The sequence below is a fragment of the Pediococcus damnosus genome, assembly GCF_001611155.1.
Lineage (GTDB): Bacteria > Bacillota > Bacilli > Lactobacillales > Lactobacillaceae > Pediococcus > Pediococcus damnosus.
The window spans coordinates 211,631-237,161 of record NZ_CP012294.1; the positions used below are offsets into that span (position 1 = coordinate 211,631).

General features: G+C 37.6%; 24 protein-coding genes, 1 tRNA gene and 1 riboswitch. Of the genes, 4 read left to right on the forward strand and 21 right to left on the reverse strand.

Features of this window, described 5'->3' with window-relative positions:
- Nucleotides 1–10: 10 nt before the first annotated feature.
- From ADU73_RS00965 to recX, 3 genes are all read right to left on the reverse strand, one after another.
- Entirely contained in the window at nucleotides 11–1,378 is a 1,368-nt protein-coding gene (locus ADU73_RS00965) for an ISLre2 family transposase (RefSeq protein ID WP_046872291.1), read from the reverse strand.
- Nucleotides 1,379–1,562: 184 nt separating this feature from the next.
- The gene (locus ADU73_RS00970; RefSeq protein ID WP_052694544.1) at nucleotides 1,563–2,762 is read right to left on the reverse strand and encodes a serine hydrolase domain-containing protein; all 1,200 of its coding nucleotides are present in this window, start codon (nucleotides 2,760–2,762) and stop codon (nucleotides 1,563–1,565) included.
- A 23-nt stretch (nucleotides 2,763–2,785) separates the two neighbouring features.
- Complete coding sequence (gene recX / locus ADU73_RS00975) at nucleotides 2,786–3,607, reverse strand: recombination regulator RecX (RefSeq protein WP_062913090.1); 822 nt, start codon at nucleotides 3,605–3,607, stop codon at nucleotides 2,786–2,788.
- A gap of 256 nt (nucleotides 3,608–3,863) precedes the next feature.
- Between recX and ADU73_RS00980 the strand changes: the two genes are divergently transcribed.
- A complete protein-coding gene (locus ADU73_RS00980) occupies nucleotides 3,864–4,325 on the forward strand; it encodes a flavodoxin (protein ID WP_046872084.1) in 462 nt (153 codons plus the stop codon).
- A gap of 30 nt (nucleotides 4,326–4,355) precedes the next feature.
- Here the strand turns inward: ADU73_RS00980 and ADU73_RS00985 are convergent, their stop codons facing one another.
- The 6 genes from ADU73_RS00985 to ADU73_RS01010 all read right to left on the reverse strand — a co-directional run bounded on the left by ADU73_RS00985 (nucleotide 4,356) and on the right by ADU73_RS01010 (nucleotide 11,658).
- On the reverse strand, nucleotides 4,356–4,775 hold the full coding sequence (locus ADU73_RS00985) for a GtrA family protein (protein ID WP_046872083.1): 420 nt from the start codon (nucleotides 4,773–4,775) through the stop codon (nucleotides 4,356–4,358).
- Nucleotides 4,776–4,781: 6 nt separating this feature from the next.
- Nucleotides 4,782–5,906 carry a non-hydrolyzing UDP-N-acetylglucosamine 2-epimerase gene (wecB, locus tag ADU73_RS00990; RefSeq protein WP_046872082.1) on the reverse strand — a complete coding sequence of 375 codons (1,125 nt, stop codon included), beginning with the start codon at nucleotides 5,904–5,906 and terminating at the stop codon, nucleotides 4,782–4,784.
- A gap of 305 nt (nucleotides 5,907–6,211) precedes the next feature.
- Entirely contained in the window at nucleotides 6,212–7,588 is a 1,377-nt protein-coding gene (locus ADU73_RS00995; RefSeq protein WP_056986623.1) for an ISLre2 family transposase, read from the reverse strand.
- Nucleotides 7,589–7,814: 226 nt separating this feature from the next.
- A complete protein-coding gene (locus tag ADU73_RS01000; RefSeq protein ID WP_062913447.1) occupies nucleotides 7,815–9,137 on the reverse strand; it encodes a nucleobase:cation symporter-2 family protein in 1,323 nt (440 codons plus the stop codon).
- 111 nt (nucleotides 9,138–9,248) lie between these two features.
- A riboswitch (purine riboswitch) is annotated at nucleotides 9,249–9,348 on the reverse strand.
- Between the two features lie 99 nt (nucleotides 9,349–9,447).
- Nucleotides 9,448–9,681: a heavy-metal-associated domain-containing protein gene (locus ADU73_RS01005; RefSeq protein WP_046872508.1), complete on the reverse strand. Its 234-nt coding sequence runs from the start codon at nucleotides 9,679–9,681 to the stop codon at nucleotides 9,448–9,450.
- A 105-nt stretch (nucleotides 9,682–9,786) separates the two neighbouring features.
- Entirely contained in the window at nucleotides 9,787–11,658 is a 1,872-nt protein-coding gene (locus tag ADU73_RS01010) for a heavy metal translocating P-type ATPase (protein WP_056986291.1), read from the reverse strand.
- A 168-nt stretch (nucleotides 11,659–11,826) separates the two neighbouring features.
- Here ADU73_RS01010 and ADU73_RS01015 point away from each other — a divergent pair.
- A tRNA-Arg gene (locus ADU73_RS01015) sits at nucleotides 11,827–11,900 on the forward strand.
- Nucleotides 11,901–12,079: 179 nt separating this feature from the next.
- Here ADU73_RS01015 and ADU73_RS01020 read toward each other — a convergent pair.
- The 5 genes from ADU73_RS01020 to ADU73_RS01040 all read right to left on the reverse strand — a co-directional run bounded on the left by ADU73_RS01020 (nucleotide 12,080) and on the right by ADU73_RS01040 (nucleotide 16,317).
- Entirely contained in the window at nucleotides 12,080–12,310 is a 231-nt protein-coding gene (locus ADU73_RS01020) for a helix-turn-helix domain-containing protein (RefSeq protein WP_046872509.1), read from the reverse strand.
- Nucleotides 12,307–13,227 carry a DegV family protein gene (locus tag ADU73_RS01025; protein ID WP_158510929.1) on the reverse strand — a complete coding sequence of 307 codons (921 nt, stop codon included), beginning with the start codon at nucleotides 13,225–13,227 and terminating at the stop codon, nucleotides 12,307–12,309. Before ADU73_RS01025 ends, ADU73_RS01020 begins: the two co-directional genes overlap by 4 nt.
- Nucleotides 13,228–13,591: 364 nt before the next feature.
- On the reverse strand, nucleotides 13,592–15,247 hold the full coding sequence (locus tag ADU73_RS01030) for a peptide ABC transporter substrate-binding protein (protein ID WP_046872511.1): 1,656 nt from the start codon (nucleotides 15,245–15,247) through the stop codon (nucleotides 13,592–13,594).
- 218 nt (nucleotides 15,248–15,465) lie between these two features.
- Nucleotides 15,466–15,792, reverse strand: coding sequence for a preprotein translocase, YajC subunit, yajC (locus ADU73_RS01035; protein ID WP_226996039.1), 327 nt, complete (start codon nucleotides 15,790–15,792; stop codon nucleotides 15,466–15,468).
- Between the two features lie 69 nt (nucleotides 15,793–15,861).
- Nucleotides 15,862–16,317: a DUF2715 domain-containing protein gene (locus tag ADU73_RS01040; protein ID WP_046872513.1), complete on the reverse strand. Its 456-nt coding sequence runs from the start codon at nucleotides 16,315–16,317 to the stop codon at nucleotides 15,862–15,864.
- Between the two features lie 215 nt (nucleotides 16,318–16,532).
- Between ADU73_RS01040 and ADU73_RS01045 the strand changes: the two genes are divergently transcribed.
- Together ADU73_RS01045 and ADU73_RS01050 are read left to right on the forward strand one after the other, a co-directional pair.
- A complete protein-coding gene (locus tag ADU73_RS01045; RefSeq protein WP_046872383.1) occupies nucleotides 16,533–17,075 on the forward strand; it encodes a VanZ family protein in 543 nt (180 codons plus the stop codon).
- Nucleotides 17,076–17,164: 89 nt separating this feature from the next.
- Nucleotides 17,165–17,653, forward strand: coding sequence for a VanZ family protein (locus ADU73_RS01050; RefSeq protein WP_141306346.1), 489 nt, complete (start codon nucleotides 17,165–17,167; stop codon nucleotides 17,651–17,653).
- Nucleotides 17,654–17,791: 138 nt separating this feature from the next.
- On the opposite strand, the gene ADU73_RS01055 is transcribed toward ADU73_RS01050, so the two are convergent.
- The 7 genes from ADU73_RS01055 to ADU73_RS01085 form a co-directional block, all read right to left on the reverse strand.
- Entirely contained in the window at nucleotides 17,792–19,273 is a 1,482-nt protein-coding gene (locus tag ADU73_RS01055) for a DNA/RNA helicase domain-containing protein (RefSeq protein WP_062913092.1), read from the reverse strand.
- A 135-nt stretch (nucleotides 19,274–19,408) separates the two neighbouring features.
- Complete coding sequence (locus ADU73_RS01060) at nucleotides 19,409–20,446, reverse strand: LCP family glycopolymer transferase (RefSeq protein ID WP_046872381.1); 1,038 nt, start codon at nucleotides 20,444–20,446, stop codon at nucleotides 19,409–19,411.
- A gap of 131 nt (nucleotides 20,447–20,577) precedes the next feature.
- Nucleotides 20,578–21,426, reverse strand: a complete 849-nt coding sequence (rfbD, locus tag ADU73_RS01065) for a dTDP-4-dehydrorhamnose reductase (RefSeq protein WP_062913093.1) — start codon at nucleotides 21,424–21,426, stop codon at nucleotides 20,578–20,580.
- 64 nt (nucleotides 21,427–21,490) lie between these two features.
- On the reverse strand, nucleotides 21,491–22,528 hold the full coding sequence (gene rfbB / locus ADU73_RS01070) for a dTDP-glucose 4,6-dehydratase (RefSeq protein WP_046872379.1): 1,038 nt from the start codon (nucleotides 22,526–22,528) through the stop codon (nucleotides 21,491–21,493).
- A gap of 4 nt (nucleotides 22,529–22,532) precedes the next feature.
- On the reverse strand, nucleotides 22,533–23,105 hold the full coding sequence (rfbC, locus tag ADU73_RS01075) for a dTDP-4-dehydrorhamnose 3,5-epimerase (protein ID WP_192868929.1): 573 nt from the start codon (nucleotides 23,103–23,105) through the stop codon (nucleotides 22,533–22,535).
- Nucleotides 23,106–23,113: 8 nt separating this feature from the next.
- The gene (gene rfbA / locus ADU73_RS01080; RefSeq protein ID WP_062913094.1) at nucleotides 23,114–23,986 is read right to left on the reverse strand and encodes a glucose-1-phosphate thymidylyltransferase RfbA; all 873 of its coding nucleotides are present in this window, start codon (nucleotides 23,984–23,986) and stop codon (nucleotides 23,114–23,116) included.
- A 140-nt stretch (nucleotides 23,987–24,126) separates the two neighbouring features.
- Nucleotides 24,127–25,278 carry a glycosyltransferase gene (locus tag ADU73_RS01085; protein ID WP_046872376.1) on the reverse strand — a complete coding sequence of 384 codons (1,152 nt, stop codon included), beginning with the start codon at nucleotides 25,276–25,278 and terminating at the stop codon, nucleotides 24,127–24,129.
- Nucleotides 25,279–25,531: the final 253 nt, after the last annotated feature.

A 25,531-nucleotide genomic window follows, 5' to 3' on the forward strand; every position in this document is an offset into this window, starting at 1 on the left:
TACACAATAATTAGTTTGAAAATATTTTTGCCATTGCTCCGATAGGGCTACTTGTTGGGGCATCAACTGGTATTTTACCTGAAAGAACTCCAATATGCTTAGAATGGTGCTTGTTGCTCAGCTGAGCTGAACTCAACGTCTTCAATGATTCCGTAGCGATCTCAATCGTTAGCTCTTGTAACTTTCTTAAACCACCACGTAAGTATTTATCTAGCTTACCGTTTACCCGAGCTTCAATTAATTTCAACATAGCCTCAAGGCCCTTTTCGGACCATACTTTGCCTTGCTTTTTCATTCGATACGTGTACGCTCTGTGTGAGCTTTCAACGGATCCCAATTTGCCGACCCTCATGAAGCCACGATCGTGTGGAGACTTTATAAACTGCCAATTTCTTGCCAAATATTGTCTTAGGACCCTTAGGCTCTCAAGTTCCTTATCAGTTTTAATTTGCGACTCAAATGTATCTAAAATAACGTTTAACTGATTCTGATCATACAGGCTAACGCTCTTAACGGCCTTATCAACCAATGGATTAAATAAACCAAAGGTTTGTTTAATCTTTTTGACAAAGTGATACCGATCGATAGTAAATTCAACTCTTTGAGCACTCGGAACTATTTCTCGCATACTTTTCGGGTTATACCCTGGGCCACCATCACTTGCTGTAAACACGGTCATTTCACTGATTTTATAATACTTCTCAATGTAGTCAGTTACTCGTTTTTGAACCTTTTTTTGATTGATACCAACAAACTCAACTTTGTTTGATCTTGTTCCATCTAATCCTGATTCAAAAACAATGTAATGGTGGACGTCTTGTCTTCGTCGATTAATTTTGTGTATCTCAAAGGCATCGCCTTCAACCACTAAGTTTTCAACTTTTCGTTTCTTAACTAGTTTCTCTTCGGACGATTTTTCTTCTGTCTTCACGGTATCTGCCATGTCTCTGATAATTCGGTCTACTGACCAGGCACTAATATCCGTCTGACTTGCCAGATTGATCATTGCGGCCGTATTTCTCATCGTTGTCGTTTGCCCAATTTTGGCAACGACACTTTTAAAATAAGGTGAAATTCTTTTTCTTTCTTCCAACTGAAGTTGTTCATCCAACGGGAAGTAATAACTTCCATTGGGTCGAAGATAACATCTTCTTTCAAAATTCACGGCGCCAAACATAAACTCAATTGTTCTGGCCTGTCGATTAATGAATGTATTTTCTGCCGGAATTGATGGAACGAGTGTTTCATCTAATTGCCTCAGATATTCAGCTACAACCAGCTGGAATGACTTCCTAAGATGAAGAATTACCTGCTCCTCTAAATCAAATAAACTGTCTAAATTTCCCAATGATTCAATAAAATCTGCTAAAATATACATGAAAGACCTGTATCCCTTCCTTTAATCTTCGTCGATTAAAAGGCTACAGGTCTTTTTCTATATATTCAACTCAAAATGAATATTCCTAGAATTTTATTGACCATCTAGGAAAACCTTACACTAACAGTCCTAAATGAACCGTAAGTTTGAAAAGATAACTTTTAATTTACATAAATAGGGATTGTTAATAAGCCCCTTGCATTAAGTTTTGATAAATTTGAGCGCATTGCCGTGGTAACGCCGTTTTTTTGACGTGATAGTTGCTTAACATCACCACGGCATTTTTACCATCACGACTAATCATCACACCACTTTCTTCGCCATATCCCACACCGTGACTCCAATAACTAGTTAGATTCTTTGTATAAAGGCCGCCGCCATAATTTCTAGCACCTACCCCTTCATGCAGAATTGCCGTACTCTCCGCAGTTAAAAATCGCGCTCGCAGAATTGCTCGTAAGACTTTATAAAAGTTTCCGGTACTCATATAAACATTCCCAGTACCCAATTCATTATGCTGACTCGCGACTGATTCATGGTCCACCTTTTGATAATTAATCGAATTATCTGAGAACGGTACATTATGATAGGGTGTTGATAACTGGTTGGCTTGATTGGCCTGCATCACAAAACCCGTATGCTGTAATTTCAATGGCGCAATAATATGACGTCTAAACAACTGATAATAGGGTTGTCGCGTAACTTGCTGTAGAATTCCCGCTAACAAGGTGTAGTTTACTGGCTGATACGACCATTTATTATTTTCATCAGCGACAAATTGAACGTGCTTGGCTGAATAATCGGCCACTTGCTGACTAGATAATACTTGTTTGGATAACTTATGAATTCGCAGTCCAGTCTGCATATCCAACATCGATCGAATCGTAATCTGCGAAGCTCCTGGAATCTCTGGATAAAATTTATCTAAGTGGTCTGCAAACTGCAAATTGCCTGCTTGTATTTGTTGCATAATTAACATCGCGGTCATCGATTTTTGCATTGATAGAATTTGGTATTCCGAATTAGCCGTATTTAACGCCTTTTTGGAAATGTTTGCATAACCGTACCCTTGATTATATATTTGATGCCCATTTTTAATAATTAAAACCGTACCCACAAATCGTTTTTCGCCCACAATTGGCTTTAACAATTGTTTGAGTTTTTTCGTTCGATGATTCAAACGGGGCTGCTTCACCACAACTTTCCGTGGGATAAATGTTTTAGTAACTGATTTGTGCGCAGATTCCTGTTTAGCGGAACGAAAGTAGCTTACTGGATATCCTTCTTGTGCCATCCGATAACTATAGTATGCAAAACCGGCTCCACCAAGAATCACTCCTAAAAAAAAAGTAATTAAAATAGCCTGCCAAAAATGTTTTTTCATGTTTCTTTACTCCCCCATAGCCGTTAACTCTGTTCCGAATCGGTTTGTTGTTCAATTAAACCGTTAATTGCATCGATTTTGAAACCTTTTCCGTACAAGGTTCTTTTAGTCCGTAACTTACGTTGTGAAAAATTATAACGGCGATTTCGACGCCAAACTTTAGCAAATTCCATATTTAGCTTTTCGTTCTCTAGCTCTGGATCAGCCTCAAAATGAGTTTGATCAAGAATTTGCGTAATGATATCTCCGGAGAATCCTTTTGTCATCAGACCTTGGTAAATTTTTTGTCTCATTTTGGATAGTGGTTCCCGCTGATAATGATGCGCCAACTTTTTAGCAATTTCAACACCATTCGTTACCTGATCCTCATCTGAGTATTCAGCTAGTCCGCGTTCAATATCATTTTCTAAAACCCCTTTTTGGCGCAAATTTCGTTTAATCACAATGGGCCCTTTATCAGAAGTGCGGGCCATCGTCCGAACATAACTTTCTGCATACTGCTCATCATTTACTAAATTTAAGTCTCTTAATTTAGCTAAAGTGGCTTGAATTGTAGGTTCAGGAATTTCTTTTTCTCGTAATTTTTTTTGAACTTCTTGCTCCGTTCGCAAATGACCTGACAAATAGGCTAAGGCCCGTGAGTACGCTTTTGACACATCGTCAGCAGCTAAAATTTCTTCGCGTAATTTTTTATCGACTTCCATTCCTTTAAAAATTCGGAATTTAATCATCACATCTTCACTAATTGGGAACGCATAGTGATCATCAATAAAAACGTTATAACGTTCTTTCCGTTTTTGGGTGGTAATTTTTGTAATTTTGGGAAGTGCCTCTTTTTCAGCCATTTTGAACCTCCTTGTCTATGGAAACCATTCACTAAATTTCATTTCTCTGCTATAATTCTCTAGGACTTATTAGGTTGTGTCCTTGGCCTGATTTGGAATATTTTTACTAATTAACGCAAACGTGTTTAAAAGAGCAGCGGTCTCCGCTTAGCTACGATAGTCAAACGATTCCTAACCCGAATCATTTAACTATCTAGGCTATGCTCAACCGCTAACCGCTCTTTGAAACACTCTACACGAGAGTGAGGCCCACACCATGCCAACTGCAAAAGTTGTTTTTGCAACCATTACCGGTAACAATGAAGATTGTGCCGACATTATCACCGAAGCTTTAGAAGATTTAGGCGTTGAAGTCGATGAATCCGAAATTTCACAAACTGACGCCGACGAATTCAAGAACTTCGACATTTGTGTCGTCGTCCCCTATACCTATGATGAAGGTGAATTACCAGAAGAAGGAATGGACTTCTATGAAGAACTTCCCGAATTGGATCTATCCGGCAAAATCTTCGGTGTCGCCGGATCCGGCGATGTTTTCTATGAAGAATTTTACTGTGTTGCCGTCGATAAATTTGCCCAAGCCTTTCAAAAATCCAGGGCAACTCAAGGCGCCAAACCTGTAAAAATCAACTTAGCACCTGAATCTGAAGAAGACTTAGATCACCTAGATGCCTTTGCCAAGGAATTGGTAGATAACTACACCGCAAGCCAAAAGTAGAAAAAGATTGAAACCTATCTAACAGACGTTTCAATCTTTTTTTGTACCTTGCTTTCGAAAAATAATCCATTTACTAAATACATAATTAACGATTACGACAACAATATTATCTACCAACTTCATCAAAATTGCGTTCTCACGCAGCAATGAAACTCCTACCCACATGATCACAACTTCCATAAAATAGGTTAACAACCGAAAGAAGAAAAAAGATCCCAACTCCCGCCAAAATGCGCGCCACGTTGAATAGTTCGAACTAAAAACCCAAACTTTATTGGTAAAAAACGCAACCAAAACAGATGCAATCCAGGCAATTGCCGTCCCGACTTGATAGTTCCAATGCATATACAAGTCTAAAAAGGTAAAGACCCCAATATTAACAGCTGTAGTTAGTGCGCCAAACACCAAATACAAAATAATCGATTTATATTTTTCAATGAATGCTTTCACGACAAATTAACTCCGATTATCATTTAATTTTTTGGTTAAGAAATCCAAAATACGTTTTGCCGCATGGCCATCACCGTATGGATTCTTGGCAGTTGCCATTTTTTGATAGGCTGCTGAATCATCCAAAAGTGCCTCCATGGCGTTTTTTACCGTTTCAGGATCAGTTCCCACCAACTTTAAGGTTCCAGCTGTAACTCCTTCTGGACGTTCCGTTTCATCCCGTAATACCAAAACTGGTTTGCCAAGCGATGGTGCCTCTTCTTGAACACCACCGGAATCAGTCATAATAAAGTAACTGTGAGCAGATAAATTATGGAAATCGACAACATCTAATGGATCGATTAAATGAATCCGGTCGTCATTACCTAAGATTGCTTTCGCAACTTGTTGAACCGCGGGACTTAAATGGACGGGATAAATCACTTCTACATCAGGATGCGAATCCACAACCTGTTTAATCGCTTTGAAAACGCGTTTCATCGGTTCACCCTGGTTCTCACGGCGATGCATTGTTAACAAAATTAACCGGTGATCAGGCGCTACTAAATCGAGAACTTCATGATGATAGTCATCACGAACGGTTTCTTTTAACGCATCAATTGCCGTATTCCCAGTTACCACGATGTGATCGGCTTGATGATTTTCTTTCAATAAATTTTGCTGACTTAACGTTGTTGGTGCAAAGTAAAAATCTGCCAAAACGTCAGTTAGTTGCCGATTCATTTCTTCTGGAAATGGCGAATACTTGTCCCACGTTCGGAGCCCAGCTTCTACGTGTCCCAAAGGAACTTGATTGTAAAAGGCACTAATACTTGCCGCAAACGTAGTGGTTGTATCGCCATGCACCAAAATCACATCTGGTTTTGCTTCTTGAATAATGGTATCTAATTTATTCAAGACACGTCCGGTAATCTCACTCAGCGTTTGGTTTGGTTTCATGATATTTAAATCATAATCTGGTTTAATCTTAAAAATATCGAGAACTTGATCAAGCATTTCTCGATGTTGCGCAGTCACCACCGTAATTGGTTCAAACTCGCTACTTCGTTTATTCATTTCTAAAATAATTGGAGCCATTTTGATTGCCTCAGGACGGGTTCCAAAAATGGACATGACGCGTAATTTTTTCAAGATAAGCCTCCGTGTTTTTTCATTCTATATAAATTAGTATAACGCGTCAAACCCGAATATTTAAGTGTATGTGTCAAGTTTTAGTAGGTTGTACTTCTAATTAGATTTTATTTAAGCTTTTACCTGCTTTTTGTTCCGTTCCGGCGCTGATGTGGGGCCGTGTGGGTCGCTTGCGAGCTAACTTCTGTCCCTCATCAGGCCAGAAGTGGATCTCTCCAGTCTTCCCATGTCTCTAAGCGATAAATCGCCAAGTGACATCGACACACTCTTTCATCAACGCCTCCACTACACCTATTATTCAGGTTTTACGAAATAATCTTCACCAAATTACCCATAGCACTACTGGTTGCTGCATCTAGGTGAAGACTACCATGCTTGATTCCTTGATGTTGCGTAAAGGGTTGCTTAAGAAAATGACTTGCAGATATGTTAACTGGTTTGACGTTTATTGGTGAGGCGGCGGGGACATTTAACATTGCCGCTTCCAGTTGACCATTAATTTCACTCGTAATCACATTGACCATTGCTTTTAAGCCAGGTATACTCCAAGAACGACCTTGATGCTTTAATCGGTACGTAAAACGACGATGGTTACTTTCACAACCACCCAAGCACACATTTTCAGCCGTTAAGCTGCGCTCAACAGCTGGTTTTAAGTAATTCCAATTACGCTTCAAATAACGCCGTAAAAGTTGAATTGACTCAAGACTATCTGTATCGCTAGCTATTGATTCACAAGTATCAAGAATAACCTGAATTTGGTCACTATCCCAATTATGAACAGCCTGAAATAACATATTTTGTAGTTTCTTAGGCATCATGCTTAATCGCTTACGAATTTTTCGATTCAAGTGATAACAATCTAAAAAATGTTCATGTTTTTTTGCCCCAATTGCTAATTCATCAAAGCAGGATGGTTCATAACCACTGCCATTATCGCTACCGGTGATCACCGTAGTGTGTTGTAAATCATAGTTTTGACTTAAATAATCTTGTGCTTGCTTAAAAACTACTCGGCGGTTTAATCCTGTAAACACATGCCGGTTTAGCGTCTGTCGGCGCTGGCCATTTTGGGTAATGCCTTCCGTTAATTGAAGTCGGTGCACGAAGATATTCTTATGGTGGTGTTTAGCCTTTATGGCGACACAAAAGGCATCACCTTCTAGATATAAATAAGGAACTTGACGTTTCTTTGCTACAGTTACTAACGTGGTTTCTTCACGCTGCTTTTCACATTGCGTACCTGCTGTTTGATAAAGTTGACCAACTTTCTGATGACTGATAGAAAGTGGGGTTAAAAGGTTAACAGCCAAAGCTGTTGTCCGTAAAACACTATGTGAAGCTAGCTTGGCAACCTTTTCGACCATTAAGGGTGAAAATCTACTTCGTGGAATTAACTGCAAATAACGATCTAAAGGAAATACATATTTTTTATCAGTTAGTTTCACTAACCGGCGTTTGAAAGTCACGGCCCCACACATAAAATTCAAAGTTCTTTCGCGCTTGCCCACAATTTCTTGGTATTCTGTTTCGCCAATTAGAAGATCATCAAGATCTTCTAACGCCTGGCCTAAGGCAGTGGCAATCAACGTCTGACACTGCATCATTAAATTTTGTTCCGCATCAAATAAATTATTACTATCCTTTAAAACTGTCATGATTTCTGTTAATATTTGAGACATGAAGACCGTTACCTCCTAATTTTTGGCTGCTATACCTAATTAGAAGATTAACGGTCTTCTCTTGTTTTGAAAAGACTTTTTTTCACTTTCCTACTAAAACTTTACACTAACTATTTAAGTCCCAAACGATTTTTGATAGCAAACTGCAAAACTTCAAGCACCCCATAAATAGAAAATTCGCAAATTATCAAATTCTATTTTTTAGAATTTGAAATTTGCGAATCTTTTATTTAACTTCTGTTTTTGGTTTTCCTTGTAATTTAAATAGTGAATTTAAAACAACCGCCACAATACTTGTCACCACAACCCCATTACCAAGAATTAAATACAATTCGGAAGGTAAGGCTTGAAAAATACTTGGAACACTGGAAACACCCAAGCCAGCGCCAATGGAAACTGCAGCAACAATTAAATTACGACTATCGTCAAAATCAACATTTTTTAAAATCCGAACACCCTGTAAACCAACCGTGCCGAACATCACTAACATGGCTCCACCTAAAACTGGTGTGGGCACAACCGTTGCCAAGGCACCAACTTTTGGTAACAAGCCCAAAATTAATAAAAATACTCCAGCAAAGTAAATTGGTTTTCGCGTTTTAACACCAGAAAACTGCACAACCCCCACGTTTTCTGAGAAAGTTGAATAAGGAAATGTGTTGAAAATTCCACCCAAGATCTGCGCAATTCCTTCTGCACGATAGCCTCGTTTTAAGTCATCCCCGGTCAAATGCCGATTGGTCATGTCTCCTAATGCAAAGAACACACCGGTCGATTCAATCATGGTAGTCAACGCAATCAAAATCATGGTTAACGATGATGACCATTCAAAGTGTGGCACGCCAAACATAAAAGGTTGGGGAATTCGGAACCAGCTACTTTGGGAAACACTGCTCAATTGAATCATCCCAAGGGCACCAGCCAAAGCCGTCCCAGCTACCAGGCCAATTAAAATGGCAATTGATTTAACAAAGCCACGCCCCCAAACGTTAAACGCAATGATCACTGCCAGCGTGAAACCACCAACAAGCAAATTCTTCGGTGAACCAAAATCACGAGCACCAACTGTCCCGCCACCTAAATCAGTGATGGCAACTGGCATCAACGTAAACCCAATCACCACAATTAACGAACCGGTGACAACTGGTGGAAAGAGTTTTCGCATTTTGGAAAAAACCCCACTCATTAATAAGACAAATACTCCGGAGGCGATGATCGCACCATACATTGTGGTGATCCCGAGCGTTTTTCCGATGGTCCCCAACGGCGTGATGACTTGAACCGCACAGCCCAAAACTACTGGTAATCCGATTCCAACCAAACGCGTCCTGTGCACTTGTAATAACGTGGCCACACCACACATGAATAAATCCATCGAAATTAATAGTGCCATTTGCGTCGCTGAAAAATGCACGATTGCACCAATTAGGAGTGGCACCATCACATCCCCAGAATACATGGTCAGTAAATGTTGCAACCCTAAAATTGCGGCGTGTCCGTTCGAGGTATCGTCCTCTTGGGGAACTCCCTTTTCTGCGTCAAAATCAATCTGTTCTTGTGCCCATTCTTCCTTTGAAACCAACACGTTACCTCCTGTTGAATCCATATATAACCACTATCACGGCAAAACAAAAACGATGTCCGCAAATAGAAGACATCGTTTGATGAGTTTATTGCGTATAGTCCAGAATTTACGGTTCTGGGTAGAAACTTGCCGACCATATTACGGCATTTATATATGCATTTCGTTTTTAATTACTAAAGTACTATAACACTGAATTTTTATTGCTTCAACGTTTGTTAACAGATATAAAAACGGTGTCATCCCAAATAGTAATCGGATCACACCGTTCAAAAAATTATTTAGCTGGTTCCTTTACTTTAACACTTTTGACTTCGTAACCTAACTTGGTAACGACCTCTGCCAAAGCATCTGCATTGTTGATCGTTTCGTCAAAATCGATCTTAGCTTTACCAGCATTAAAGAGAACTTTCACTTTTTCAACACCTGGTTGTTTTTCCAAAGCCCCTTGAATCTTTTGTAAACATGATGGGCAAGTTAATGCACCTAATTGTAAAATTGCTCTTGTCATAATTAATTTCCTCCTATTTCCTTTGATTAACTTTATGAATTCATTCTAAAGCCATTTTGCTACTTTAAAATTGATTCTCATCAAGTTTTTGAAACTTTTTTTAATTTATTTTGTTCGAGCTGGTTGATACCGAATTAAACGCATCGCATTAAAGATGACAACTAAAATACTGGCTTCATGCACGAACATCCCACTGGCCATGTAAATATAACCAAAGATTAACCCAATCAGCAGGAACACAACCGTGCCAATCGCAATCACAATGTTTTGCCGCGTATTAGCAACCGTCTTTTTTGCCAAGCCATAAGCGTGAACTAACTCTTGGAAACTAGATTGCATCAGGACAATATCAGATGTTTCAATCGCGACATCCGTGCCGCCACCCATTGCAATTCCGATGTCAGCAGTCGCAATCGAAGGACTATCGTTAATTCCATCACCCACAAATGCCACTTTACGGCCTTCTGCTTTCAGCTGTTTCACAAACGTCACTTTATTTTCCGGCAATAAATTGGCATGAACTTCATCAATGCCAAGTTTCTTGGCCACATAGTTTGCGGTGATTTCATTATCACCAGTTAACATGACGAGCTTCTTGATTCCCAACCGTTTTAATGCTGCTAAGTTCTCCTTAACGTTATCACGAATGACATCCGAAACACCAATAATTTGTTGAACTTGCTGATCGACCGCCACAATCACCGTCGAACTTCCTGTTTCTTGCAACTCTTTTAAATCAGTTGCTTGGTTTGGGGTTAATTGAACGTGATTAGCAGCCATCAATTTAAGATTCCCCACCAAAACTTGGTGCTGCTCAATTTCAGCCTCAATTCCCTGACCTTTAACGGTATTATTTGAAGCAATCGTTAGGTTTTGATAGTCAACATTATTCTGAGTCGCATAGGTCGTAATCGCCTTGCCTAAGGGATGATCGGATTGACTTTCTAGTTTGGCAGCCAAGGCTAATCCCTGAGTTTGATCAGCTGCATAATTTTTAATTGCAGAAACTTCTGTGTTGCCTTTAGTTAAAGTTCCGGTTTTATCAAACACTAAAGTATCGACTTTAGCAAAGGTGTCAACAACTTCACCACCTTTGATCAGTACGCCATTTTTAGCACCGTTCCCGATTCCGGCCACGTTGGAAACTGGTGCTCCAATGACCAAGGCTCCAGGGCAACCAAGCACCAGCACAGTAATTGCCAGCTTGAAATCACGTGAGATAAGTCCTACCAGGACAGCTAAAACTAACACTGCTGGCGTATAATACTTCGCAAATTGATCAATAAATTTTTCGGCATGTGATTTGGTATCTTGCGCATCCTCAACCAGTTCAACAATCTTCGCAAAGGTGGTATCATCCCCCACTTTGGTAGCCTTGATCTTCAAAGTTCCGTTATCTAAAATTGTTCCGGAAAAAACACCATCGTCAACTTGTTTCGTAACTAATTTAGACTCGCCAGTAACACTCGCTTCGTTTAAATAGCCAGAGCCTTCCACAATGTCGCCGTCAATTGGCACCTGACCACCGGTCTTCACAAGAACAACGTCACCTTCATCAACATCATCAACGTCCGTTGCAATAACTGAGCCATCATCTTGAACCACCTCAGCGGTAGTTGGTGCCATTTCTGTCAATGTTTTAATAGATTCACGAGTTTTCGCTAACGTTTTGGCTTCCAAAAAACTACCAAACAAAAACAAGAAAGTCACGATGGCAGATTCATTAAACTCTTGAATCACAAATGCCCCGATTACTGCAATACTTACCAATAACTCAATCCCAATGACCCGTACTTTTAAAGCTTCAACCGCCCGGATGATAATCGGTGTTGCCGCGATGATCGAGGCAATTACAAGGGCTGCCGTAGACAATCCTTGTGAACCCATCATTTCTCCCAGAAAACCAATAACGATTAACGCTGCTGAAGTCCATGTAATTGGATTGATATTTTTTTGGACGACCTGCTCAAATTTCATCATATTTTTTATCCCCTTGTCTTATTGAATAAGTTTAATATACCTGGAAAACGAGGCTTTGAAATTGACTGGGATCAAGTTCCCCAATTTTTATGAAATTTAAGTTTCTTTCAGTTGACGGCCACTTGCTTATACACTGGTTTTATGGCAAAATACGAAAGGTAACTTGTCTCCGTGGCTCAACTGGATAGAGCAATCGCCTCCTAAGCGATAGGTTGCGAGTTCGATTCTCGCCGGGGACATTTTTTATTGTTTAACACAGACAAATTTCTATTAAAATAAGCAAGGGCATCATCGATTTAATGCGATGATGCCCTTGCTTTATCCATTTTTTCTAATGCTATTTGTGATAAAAAATCGCCTCAGCTCCAGTTTCCAGGCTGCCACCCCAGAAGACTAACCCTTCAGTGATATCTCATATTTAGTTATTTTTATCGACTAATTCACTTTTTTTAATTCCGGTGACAGCTTCCATTCCTTCACGGGTAACAATCAGTTGTTTACCAAACTTACGAATGGTGCCTTCAGGAAAACGTTTTGGATATTTATTATAAATCGTCCGCACGTAATCTTTTTGTTTACCCCACATTACACTGGCTTCATGACTACCCATGTAGTCTTCGTCATTTAAATCAAGTTTCAGCTTCTTCATTTCTCTCTTCCTCTCTTACACTTGCTGTATTTCTTTAATCCATAAAATTGCAAACACGCCGGATCCCAAATGGGCACCAACCACTGGACCGATCTGTCCCGTTTCAACAGCGGCGACATTTGCCAATTTAGATTGAATGCTTTGTTGCCACTTCTCAATTTCTGGTTCGTTATTTGTCCCACATAAAAACACCCGAACCTGATAAGGTAGATTTTTTGTTTCATTAATAAAACGACTGACAATGTTGGCCCGAGAATAAAACGACTGACAATGTTGGCCCGAGCTCGCTTCATAGAGCGGACTTTATCAACAGCCTCAATATTAAACTTCTCTTTGTTAAGCGCCAAAATCGGTTTAACTTTTAGTAAGGAACCAACAAAAGCAGAACTATTTCCTAAACGACCACTGTGAGCCAAATTCTTTAGATCATCTACGATAAAGTACTCCCCGATTGTTGCCCTCAACTCTGTCACTTTGGCCATAATATCTTGGGTTGATTTCCCCTCGGCCGCCATTTTAGCCGCTTGAATTACTAAATAGCCTAATGGCTGGACAGCAATCTGGGCATCAACCACATGGACCTTTATTTCTGTAACGCTCGCCGCGAACGCGCGTAAATTATTGGTAAATCCACTGATCCCGCTAGATAAATGAATGCTGACCACTTCTTCGTAGCCAGCCTCTGCCAAATTATGATAAAGTTCTTCCATAACTCCCATAGATGGTGGTGCCGTTGTCGGAAAAGTTTTCTCTGTTTTCAAACGTTTATAAAATTCTGCGTCACTAATATCGATTCGCTCACGATATTGTTGGTCACCAAAAGCCACCGAAATTGGTGCCACGGTGATATGCAATCTATCGCAAATGTTTTGGGCAAGATAAGCAGTACTGTCAGTTACAATTGCAATTTTAGTCAAATTCTTCACTTCCATATTTTGAGAGTGCCTCAAAAAATAACTAGCGAAAAACTAGTATTTTTTAGGCACGTTAGTTAGTGATCAAAGTATACCCTGTAACTCCACTAAATAACCTTCATATGTTCAACTTAATCTCGCAAATACTTGTACATCGGACTTATCGCTGCACTTTTTCCGTGACAAGCAAAATCGAATTGTCACAATTACTAAAACGTTATCATTAATTACTTCACATCATTGACTACCCTCCATAGAGACTACTAGCTCCCACTCCGAAAGTCAAAAATTCAAGCTTAACCTTACCCAGATTTTAGACACAAAAAACAGAATCACCATAGATCAGCGATTCTGAATTTAAACTTATTTATTTGGAAACGTACATACCCTTCCAGTTCCAAGGAACACCGGCTGTATTGTAAACATACCCTTTGACTTTAGTATTGATCAATTGGGGAACAACGCCATTGTATAATGGGGCATTTCCTTGATCGTTCATCAAAATCTTTTTGGCCTTAACCATGTCTTCCCAACGTTTTTGCGTGTTATTGGCATCAGCATTATTAGCCTTATCGATCAACTTATCGTACTCTTTGTTGCTCCACTTACCATTATTGAAGCTGTTCGTTGATGTAAACAAGCCCAAGTCAGAAATTGGATCCGAGAAGTCAGCTCCCCAGTTTGTAATAACCAACTGGAATTGTCCCTTTGCGGAACGTGCTAAACGAGTCTTATAAGGGATTGTCTGCACATTAATCTTCAATCCAGGCAATTTTTCTAACTCTGTTTGTAAAAATTCTGCAGTCTTTTTAGAAGATTCCGTATCGTCAGCCATCAACGTATACGTCATGCTCTTCTTGCCTTCTTCTTTCAAAGCTTTAGCCCATAGCTTTTTGGCTTGCGTCAGATCGTAGTTGGTTCCATTCCCAGTTGAAGCTTCTTTTGCGAAATCTTCACCCGTCTTAGGATTCTTAGCTAATCCATCCGTCACAAACCCTTTTGGTGCCGTTGAGCCATCAGCCAACACATTATTTACTAATTGTTTCCGATTAATTGCTAAAGACATTGCCTTTCGAACATCTACGTTCCGGAAAGCCTTAATATTCTTGTAATTATACTCGAGATAAGAGTTTCGAGCTTCACGGCCTAAGAAGAAAGCCTTGTTACTCTTCATATTAGCTACTTGGGTTCCAGTTAAAACCGTTTGATCCACTTGTTTACCCTGGAAAAGGTTCAACCCAGTTTGGCTGTCCTTAACCACTTGATCATTAATCTTGGATAGGTAAACGTGTTTCTTATCCCAGTAACTCTTATTTTTAACTAACGTCCACTTGTTGTTCGTTCCGGTCCAACCTTGAAGCGTGAACGGCCCATTGTATACCTGATACTTACTTTGGGTTGCGTATTTATCACCATACTTTTCGACCACTTTTTGATCTTGTGGGAAGAAACTTGGGAATCCCATTAACAACTTAAAGTAAGGGATGGCCTTTTCAAGGGTAACGGTTAATTTGTAATCTCCATCAGCCTTGATTCCTAAACTGTTAACCGGCTTTTTGCCAGCCTGAATCTTGTCCGCATTTTTAATTCCACTGTATAGGTATGCGTATTGTGAACCAGTCTTCGGATTATTGATGCGTCGCCATGAGTACACGAAATCTTTTGCGGTAACCTTATCGCCGTTACTCCATTTAGCATTCTTGCGAAGTGTAAACGTATAGGTTTTTCCATCTTTAGATTCTTTAGTCTTCGTTGCAACTCCAGGAAGAATTTTATTATCCTTACCTAAACGATACAAACCTTCACCAACGTTATTCATGGCGTCAAAACTAATTTGGTCAGTGGCAATGGAAGGATCAATCGAAGGTAACTCCGAAGTTTCCGTCCAATTAACAACCTGTTTATCAGCAAGATTGCCTTTGTTTACTCCATTACTGCTTGAAGAATTACTATTCCCACAAGCTGCCAATAATAATAATGGCAAAGCCACTAAAAATGTGACTGAGCTTTTCTTTAATTTCATAAATCATCCAACTCCCTATGTTTTAAATCAAATTATGAGAAACAATCTAATTTGAATTTAATGTTAAATATAGCTCATTGTCGGGAGCCTGTCAACATGAAAATTAAATAAAGATTAAAATAATTAGTTTAACTGTGATTATTATGAGAAAAATTAAATTTAGGCAAAAATAAAAAGCAACAATATATTTAAATATCGCTGCTTCACTATTTTAAAAATTATGCTTCAATCTTCTTTGCTTCTGCAAAACGAACAATCACGCGACCATGAAGATCATGTAGTTCTTCACTACGAGAATCATCAACACTATCAGCGTCAATATCAATCAAAATTGAGTTTTCATAAACTTTGCCGACCTGACCATCGAAATCAGTTGGGAGTAGAGCAGTTTTCTTAACGTGAACCTTGTCGCCAACATCAAATGGCTTTGGTTCCTCCTCTTCCTCTTTTTTATCGGCTCTATTATTGCCTCTTTTATTTACTTTTTTATCAACTTTTTTATCTGCAGGTTTTTCAACTTTTTTATCTACTTCTTTTTCTGCCATGACCAGCATCCTTTCCTAGGGCGTATCTTTTCATTATAAAGCCTTTCGCCTAATTGGTAAAGTCAGACGTTAGAAACTTCGTTGACCATTCATTAATTTAATCGTTTTTCGCCAAGTTAAGCTGTGACGTTCGTTCTTATTTAGTTTCTTGTAATAAAGTTGTGCTTCAGGGCCTTGGCCCCACATTGCAAGTGCTTTGTAATTCCGACCATTCTTACCTTTGACATTGACTAACTTGAAGAAGAAGCCAAATCCCCAACGTTTGTCAGATAAAGAATAGCTACCTTTATAGTAATATTTGAAGACCATATTTTTACCATATGTTCTCTCCATTACGGTGTGATGCAAGCCAACCATCGAAGTCTTTTTAATATTTAAACCTGTTTTTTTAGTTAGATACCAATTACCACGCATTGCATATGGGACAGGAACTCGGGAAGCGGCCTGAGTTTCCGTATTATTAGCTAATAGAAACACACCCATCGCCATACTTACTATTAATAAAAATCGAATTACTTTTTTCATCAAAACCGCCTCCAAATTTGTTACATTAATATTACAGCTTCTTTACAAGCTCATCATAGAACATTCCTGATTCGATTGCAATCTTTTTTTAAATTACTTTAAGAAACTGCGAAACCCTTAAGGAAAAGTTAACGAAAAACCGCGTTCTGACGGGTTTTATTCCATTATAAATTGCGATACAATTAAAGCATTGATCAAATTAGGGAAGTGGTTCAATGACAATATTTAAGTATGTACCGTTTGTAATACTTTCGGCAATTGTTGCAATTTATAACATTCAAAAATTACATCAGAAACCGTCTCTAACTTCTGCAATTGTGCGGCTTAGTTTCATTGCTTATGCAGTTAGCGTGTTCTACCTGATCTTCACACCTGGCACTTATTCGTTTGGTTCCGATGCCGTCTTTCAGGCTATCGCGATTGGTTATGCTAAAGTTGTCGTGGTTCCTTACCGCGATTATGGGATGCAAGCTATGTTAAACATCATCATGACAATTCCAATGGGGATTTACCTATATATCTTTGGTCATAAAGATCGTCCCCTTTTAAATGAAGTGTTGTTTATCGCTGTGGGAATTGCTTTATTTAACGAAGGTGGCCAGTTTGTTTTAGACCAGCTTATTCATATCAACCGAACTGTTGATATTATGGATGTCATTCATAATGCCCTCGGTGTAGTCATTGGCTTCTACTTGATGACACCGTTCAATTTCATTTTAAAGAACGAAAAAAAAGGCCTTCAGAAGAAGAAATCCTGAAAGTCATTTTATTATCCACATCATTTTATAACTTTAATCTATCTCAAAGGCAGTAATCCAAATTGATAAAATATCTTCCGTTCATAGTAATGTCACTTGTTGTAGTTCTCATCACTATTAAAAAAGTAGTTAGCGCACCATCCAATTTTTCCAAATTAGTATGGCTAAGCCTCATTGTTTACGTGATAAGTGTCTTCTGGCTAATTTTAATACCCAAGGATACGACATTAGAATCTATGTTACCCTATGGTGCCAAACTCATCGGCCACGCAATAGTAATCGCTAAACCTTATTCTGGCTTGGCTGATTCATCAAGAGAAAATGTCATTATGACCATTCCCGCCGGAATTTATTTATACCTATTTACTCGTCATCATCACTTAAACATACTTGAAGTGATCTTAATTGCTTTAGGAACAGGAATATTCAATGAAAGTATCCAGTTCATTTTAGATCAAACATTTCGAATCAATCGAGTCGTCGAAACTATGGACGTTTTAGACAATTCACTCGGTGTATTTTTAGGGTATTACTGGTTACGAATTAGCTTCATTGTTCAAGCTCACACAAAAATCTAACCATTGAAAGATCACCGAAAATATTTTAGTTTTAATGTACTTCAAAACTACTCCAAGAATGCAAGATGGCTTTTAAAGAAATGCATCTCCAGGCGAGAGTTGATAAAGAGCAAAATTAACTCAAATAGACTAGATTGGTTAATCTGTATTTGATACAATTTCAAGACAATTTTTAAGAACACTAGGATTATCTATAATAATTAAGCACAATTGTTTACGAGCCCTTGTCATATTTTCAAATAATGTTTTTATTGCAGAATAGTATGTTTTAGGACCAGTCAAACGACCATTCTCGTAACTAAAATCTGGCCCCACAAATACAGCCACTTTATCAAATTCTTGTCCAATCACTTCATGCGAGTTGGCATATTTTAATTTCATAAACTTATCATTATATTCGGGATCATATTTTGAGGTTGTAGAAGTAATTAATTTCCAACCATTTGCTGCTAACACATTACTGTATAAAATAGCGTCATTTATAAGTTTGAAGTATTGTAAAAACACATTGTCAATATAAACATCATTTTTATTCCTATATTTTTTCCGATCAAAAAATTGTAATATAAAAGAAGCCACTTCTTTATTCGTACGAATCTTTTCGGATAATTTACAATAATTATTTTTAGATATAGAATGTGTATTACTTAAAAGCTCAAAATTCTCCTTTCCTCCCTCCATAGCTTGTAAATATTGTTCCGGATCCCCACAAAAAATCAACTTACCTTTATAATTAGAAAATTTAGTCAACAATCCACTGAGATAATTCCGTCTAACACGTTGAACTTCATCAATAATAATCAAATTGTATCGTGCAATTAGCGTATTTATATCTTTCGATTGAAACGATTTTATAGAAATAATATTCCAGCCCTTACTATTTAAAATTAATTGTCCATCATTCAAATTCCCACAATGAACGATTAATACCTTTTGGCCTTCACACATTTCAGTTCTTGCAATATCATATGCTAACAATGTCTTTCCCGTTCCAGCCTTACCTTCTACAACAAAAGTTCCCCCTAAACTTCGAACAATATATTTTTTTACATTTGTTTGTTGTTGAGTAAGAAAATATGCTTTATTTAAAAATTCTTGCGGTGAATTAAACGGCGATGTCAAATACGCACTTGGATTAAATAATTCATCTAAATTACTTATTCGTCTACTATTTGCTTCAATATACTCAACTATTTGGGATGTGTCACTATCTATAAGTTTGCCTGAATCTGCCAATCTATAAATCTTTTTATCCGAAGACACATACGTAAAAAGGTCAATTTTCTTGTAATTAGGAATAGCGGATAAATAATATTTATTTTTAATTAATTGTTTACCTATTTTTTCTTTACCAATATTTTCACTTTTTAATTCAATATTTAGAATATCACCATTTTTACAAAAACGTAATAAATCAAATTCTTTATTTATTTGTGGTATTTTATATCCAATATAAAAATTACTTAAGTTCAAGTTCTTAGGCAAATCACTTACTAAAGAAGATATATCATTAATCTCTCTTCCCCGGAACTTAATTCCCAGATAGTGTTGATATTCCTCAAAAATTTCATCATTTAACCCTTGCACACCAATAGATTTTAAATCAACCGGTCTTAACATATCAATATCTCCTCGTAGTATTCTAAAAAATATTTAGTTTAATCATTTAATAGTGTTCTAAACATAAAACTTAAAAACCCATGATGATAAGCAAAAAAGATCAAATTAACAATAAAATTTGATCTCCACGTTAAATTAGTTTCCCGCATTCACATTAGCATTCTGCACACTACTGTTAGAACTGGAACTAGTAGCAGATGTACCTAACGCAATGTTTCCGGTTGTTGCATGATCTAAACCAAGGTTCTTCCGGTTCAGGTTCGTTACACGCTGTAACTCACTCTTAGCCATTAATTCCATACTCTGCCCATTCACAGTACCACCAGTTCCTTGTAGATGGGTCTGTGAAACTGTCTTTCTAGCACCACGATAATTTTGTGCAATCGCAGTTAAATCGCTAAACGTTAAATCGGTCTTCATCTGTGCTGAAATTGAATCCAAGAAATTCTTATTGAGTAAAGATGATATTGAACCCGCCTTGCCCATAATCGCCATAATCACTTCGCGTTGCCGCGTTTGACGGCCATAATCGCCATTGGGATCATCGTAACGCATTCGTGAATAAGCCAAAGCCTTCTTACCATTCATATGTGTAGATTCACCCTTTGTAAAGGTATACCCGTCATACTTAAAGCTTAAAGTAGGTGTCATTGTGACCCCACCAACTGCATTAACCACTTTTTCCATACCGCCCATATTCATAACCGCATAGAAATCAATTGGCACATTTAACATTTCTTGTACCGTTTTAATTGCAGTTCCAGAGCTTCCAAACGAATAAGCCGCATTAATCTTCGATGGTGATTCACTTTCATACCCTGGAATCGTTACACCCGTATCACGGGGAATACTTGTAATGGTCGTCTTATCCGTCTTAGGATTCATCGTAATCAGCATCATCGTATCTGTCCGTCCTTTGTAAGAACGTCCCAATGCACCTGTATCAGTTCCCATTAACAAAATTGAAATGGGACGCTTGCTTTGAATCTCAGAACTAGCATTCCGATCCTTCTTAATTCCAGCACTTTGATACGTATTATCAACCGCATGTTTGATATTATAATATTTCCTTGCAGCATACGCTCCCACCGAAACCAGCAGAATCAAAATAACTGTCAAAATAACGTTTCTTACTGTATGGTTCTTTTGCTTAGACTCATGTTCATGTCTCATGCCACGCCTCCTGAAAATTAACTATTATTATTGTATGCCTATGCTTCACGAAATTCACTAAAAATTCACAATCTTAACTTTTACATATATGTACAACTAGTAATTACTTATTACTAGTCTATACTAAACAACTATTTATCAATAATCACCATCATTTGTTGCAAAGCCTCTTGCCACGTTGGAATCTTAAAACCAGTTGCTTTAGTTTTTTCTAAAGACAATACTGAATGAGCTGGCCGCGTTGCTTTTTGTGAATACTCTGCAGAAGTTACAGGTTTCACTTGTGTAGTTGTATTTTTCAAAATTTCTGTAGCAAATTCAAACCAACTAGCCTGATTATCATTACTCAAGTTGTAAACACCATAAGGAACCTTGTTTTCAACTGCATACAGCATAAACTCTGCTAACGTTCTCGTCCAGGTTGGACGGCCGACTTGATCATCTACAACCGTAATCACATCATGTGTTTTCGCTAAATTCAACATAGTATAAACAAAGTTCTTACCATATTTTCCGAATACCCATGAAGTTCTGATGATATAGTATTTACTCATCGTTTCACGAATTGCTTTTTCACCTAAGTTCTTAGTACGACCATATTCACTTTGGGGATTCTGTTGATCCATTTCTTTGTACATTCCTGTATTTTGACCATCAAAAACATAATCCGTACTAATATAAACAACCGTTGTTTCCACTGATTCGGCGGCTGTCGCAACATTTTGTGTGCCTGCCACATTAACCATTTCATCAGCTGACTTACCGGGTTCTTCTTCAGCAGCATCAACTGCCGTATAGGCAGCACAATGAAAAACTAAATCGGGTTTATGCAGTCCAAAATAATCACTTACCATTTTAGCATCAGTGATATCAAGCTCTTTAGAACCTGTAGCCGTATAAATAATCCCCTTTTCATCCAATAAAGTTCTTAGTTCCATACCAAGCTGGCCATTAGCACCTGTAATTAAAATATTATTCATTCTGAATTACTCCTCTTTAAACTTTTCTTTCTATCAAAAAAGCGGGTTACGCACCCGCTAAAACTTATTGACCATTCTTAGCATACTTATTCTCAACATCCTGCTTTTCATCTTTCCACCAATCTTCGTGATCAGTGTACCATTGAATTGTTGCTTGCAAGCCTTCTTCGAAATCGGTAAATTCAGGCTTCCAACCAAGTTCAGTACATAACTTGCTTGAATCAATGGCATAACGCATATCATGCCCAGGACGGTCTTTAACATGGTCATAAGCATCAGCCGGTTGGCCCATACCTTTGAGAATCATTTCAAGAACTGTCTTGTTGTCCTTCTCACCGTCAGCACCAATTAAGTAGGTTTCGCCAAGTTTTCCCTCATTGAGGATCAACCAAACTGCGCGTGAATGGTCATTTGTATGAATCCAATCTCGCACATTTTTACCTGATCCATAGAGTTTTGGCCGAATGCCACTCAAGATATTAGTGATTTGGCGTGGAATAAACTTTTCGATATGTTGATATGGGCCATAGTTATTCGAGCAATTTGAAATTGTCGCCTTTAGTCCAAAGGACCTTACCCAAGCCCGCACTAATAAATCCGAACTAGCCTTAGATGAAGAATATGGACTGCTTGGCTTGTATGGTGAATCAGGTGTAAACTTCTCACCAACGCCTTCACCATGGCCTGGTAAATCTTCACGTAAAGGTAGGTCTCCAAATACTTCATCAGTTGAAATATGATGATAACGCACACCGTACTTACGACAAGCTTCAATCAATGTATAGGTACCAATAATATTGGTCTGAATAAATGGACTAGGATCGATCAACGAATTATCATTGTGACTTTCCGCTGCATAATGAACAACTGCATCCGTATTTTTAACCAGCTTATCAACTAATTCAGCATCAGCAACATCACCGACAACTAACTTAACGCGATCTTTAGGGAGTCCGGCTAGATTAGCACGATTTCCAGCATAGGTAAGCTTGTCTAGAACCGTAATTTTAACATCAGGATGGTTATTCACCACATAATGCACAAAATTAGATCCAATAAACCCGGCACCACCGGTAACAATAATATTTTTCAAATTAGGCATTTTCCTAAATCTCCCCATAAACAAACGGATTATTTTTTTCGAATTCAGTAAATGTTGGTTGGTTGGCATCCTTTTCTGAAGTGATAGCCTGATCAAAATCAATTGGCCATTTGATTCCTAATTCGGATGTTTTAAACGAGAAACCACCATCAGCCTCCGCATTGTAATAATTATCACATTTGTACAAGAAATTAACATCATTAGTTAAGGTCACAAAACCATGGGCAAAGCCTTTGGGAACCAGTAATTGACGATGGTTACTTGCGGATATGATGTATCCTTCCCATTGTTTATATGTAGGTGATCCCTTACGCACATCAACAATCAAGTCCAAAACGGCACCGGTAACGACACGAATTAATTTTGTTTGGGCAGCTTTACCGCGTTGAAAATGCAAGCCGCGTAAAACACCAGCTTGAGAAGACAAAGATTGATTATCCTGAATAAAGTCGAAATTAATGCCCGCCTCTTTAAAATCACGATCAGAATATGTTTCTGTAAAGAAACCGCGCTGATCACCAAAAACAGCTGGTTCGATAATTTTGACATCTTGTAACTTTGTTGTGGTAACTTTCAATTTTCCCATTAGTTGTCCTCCTGAATTAATCGTAACAAATACTGACCATAATCATTCTTCTTTAATGGCTGTGCCAACTTATAAACTTGCTTCTTATCAATATAACCCATCCGATAAGCAACCTCCTCTAAGCAAGCCACTTTCAAATTTTGCCGTTTTTCAACTGTTTCAATAAAGCCCGATGCTTCATGTAAAGAATCATGCGTACCAGTATCAAGCCAAGCATAACCTCGTCCTAATAATTCGACATCAAGCTGCCCACGTTTGAGATACTCTTTATTAACATCTGTAATCTCTAATTCGCCACGTGGTGATGGTTTTAAGTTTTTAGCAATATCCACAACTTGATTATCGTAAAAATACATGCCAGTAACTGCGTAGTTGCTTGCGGGATGCGCTGGTTTTTCTTCAATTGATTTTACGTGATGATTCTCATCAAATTCAACGACTCCAAAACGTTCTGGATCATTTACTTGATACCCAAATACTGTTGCTCCAGAGGCCTTCTGTGCAGCTCGTTGAACTAATTCAGATAAGCCACTACCATAGTAAATATTATCACCTAAAATTAAGCAAACTGAATCATCACCAATAAAATCTGTTCCCAAAACAAACGCTTGAGCTAAACCATTAGGCTCTTCCTGCACTTTATAAGATATATTAATTCCAAATTGCGAACCATCTCCCAGTAACTCAACAAAACGAGGTGTATCACGTGGTGTTGAAATGAGCAAAACATCCTTAATACCCGCCAGCATCATTGTTGATAATGGATAATAAATCATTGGTTTATCATAAATTGGAATCAATTGTTTTGAAACTGCTTCCGTGATTGGATACAATCGTGTCCCAGAACCACCCGCTAAAATTATTCCTTTCATTTCGATATTTCTCCTCTTGTTTATTATTTTCAATATAAAAATACAGCTCAAACAACTTTTTATTAATCGCGATTATTGCTAAAAATGTCATCTAAAAATTTACAATTTTTCACATACCAATAGTTTTATTAACAACAAATTTAACTACCCAGATTTTTTAACTTTACTAATAACTGTTTCATATAACTTTCCCAGCTATATGATTTTACTTCTTTATGTGCTTGAATACACAGAACTTTGTACGACTCAAAACTTTCTGAAAAAATCGCAGTAATTGCTTCTTCAATTTTCTTGGAATTATTATCACAATACTCGCCAAAAGCTAGTTCTGTACCAAATGTTTCACGGAAACTACGGTAATTAGAAGTAATAACCGGGGTATAATTATACATCACGTCCAAGGCCGCTGAAAATGCTGCCCAATGTGGAGTCGTATTAATAAATATGGTCGCACTCGAAACAATTCTATAGTATAGCTCATTATCATCTTTGTTAGATTTGTTCAAATATCCTCTAAAGTGAACACCTGACAGATTTAATTTACTAATACTTCCTTTAATTTGATGCTCAGACACACCAATTACGTCCAATTCTAATTTGGGATACTTTTCTTTTAAATTAGATACAGCCTGAATTAGTGGGATCAGTCCAGGAAGGTATTTTTTTGATCCAATGAAAACTATTTTTTTTCCTTGAAATTTTCTTTTCAGATTTTTCAAATTTAATGTAACATTCTCTGAATTAATTACATTACCCAAGTAAAAAATATTTTTATTTATATACTTTTTTTGCATATATCTCGCAACATCTGGAAACAACACAAAAACACCATTTGCGGAGTTTATAATCTTATATTGTTTGTTTATCTCTTGTCTTTCAAAAATATCAGGATTCCGGTGTTCAAAGTATTTAATCAAATATTCATACGTCCAGTCACAAAAAAGAAACACCGGTTTGGATGTATATTTTTTGGGATGATAGCTAAAACTTAAAGAAATAAAGGCATCAGTTTTGGGAAATCTTTTTATTGATTTTTTCATTTTATAATTAACAAATTGTTGAAAAAATGGTGTGCGTTCAAAAGTATACGTTGACTGATGGAAAAAGATCCTAATAAATTTAAGCAAAATTCGATTCCATAAACCTCTTATAACTCTATTAGGTTCGACATTAACTCTATTAACCTTAATATTATTTTTTTCTAAAGTGCGAGTAAAGTAGTAAGGTACATTTGACCATGTTTCTAAAGAATTTGCATCTCCATATGTATACACAGTAATCTCTTTGAACATCTTCAGGCCACTCCCAAAATTTATTTTTTTAAAACAAAAAATGCATATAAGAATCCAAATCATAGGCTTTCCAAACAACTAATAACAAAAAAAGTCGTGTGTATAAGTTAAAATAACATTAGTGCTCCGTCATCTGGAACACAAATATAGTAAGATCAACTAAACACAAAAACAAGTAAAAAGTCTCTAAAAGTTCAACTCAAATCTTAGATTTTTATGTCTTGCCTTTATTATTTATTTAAAGCATCTATTA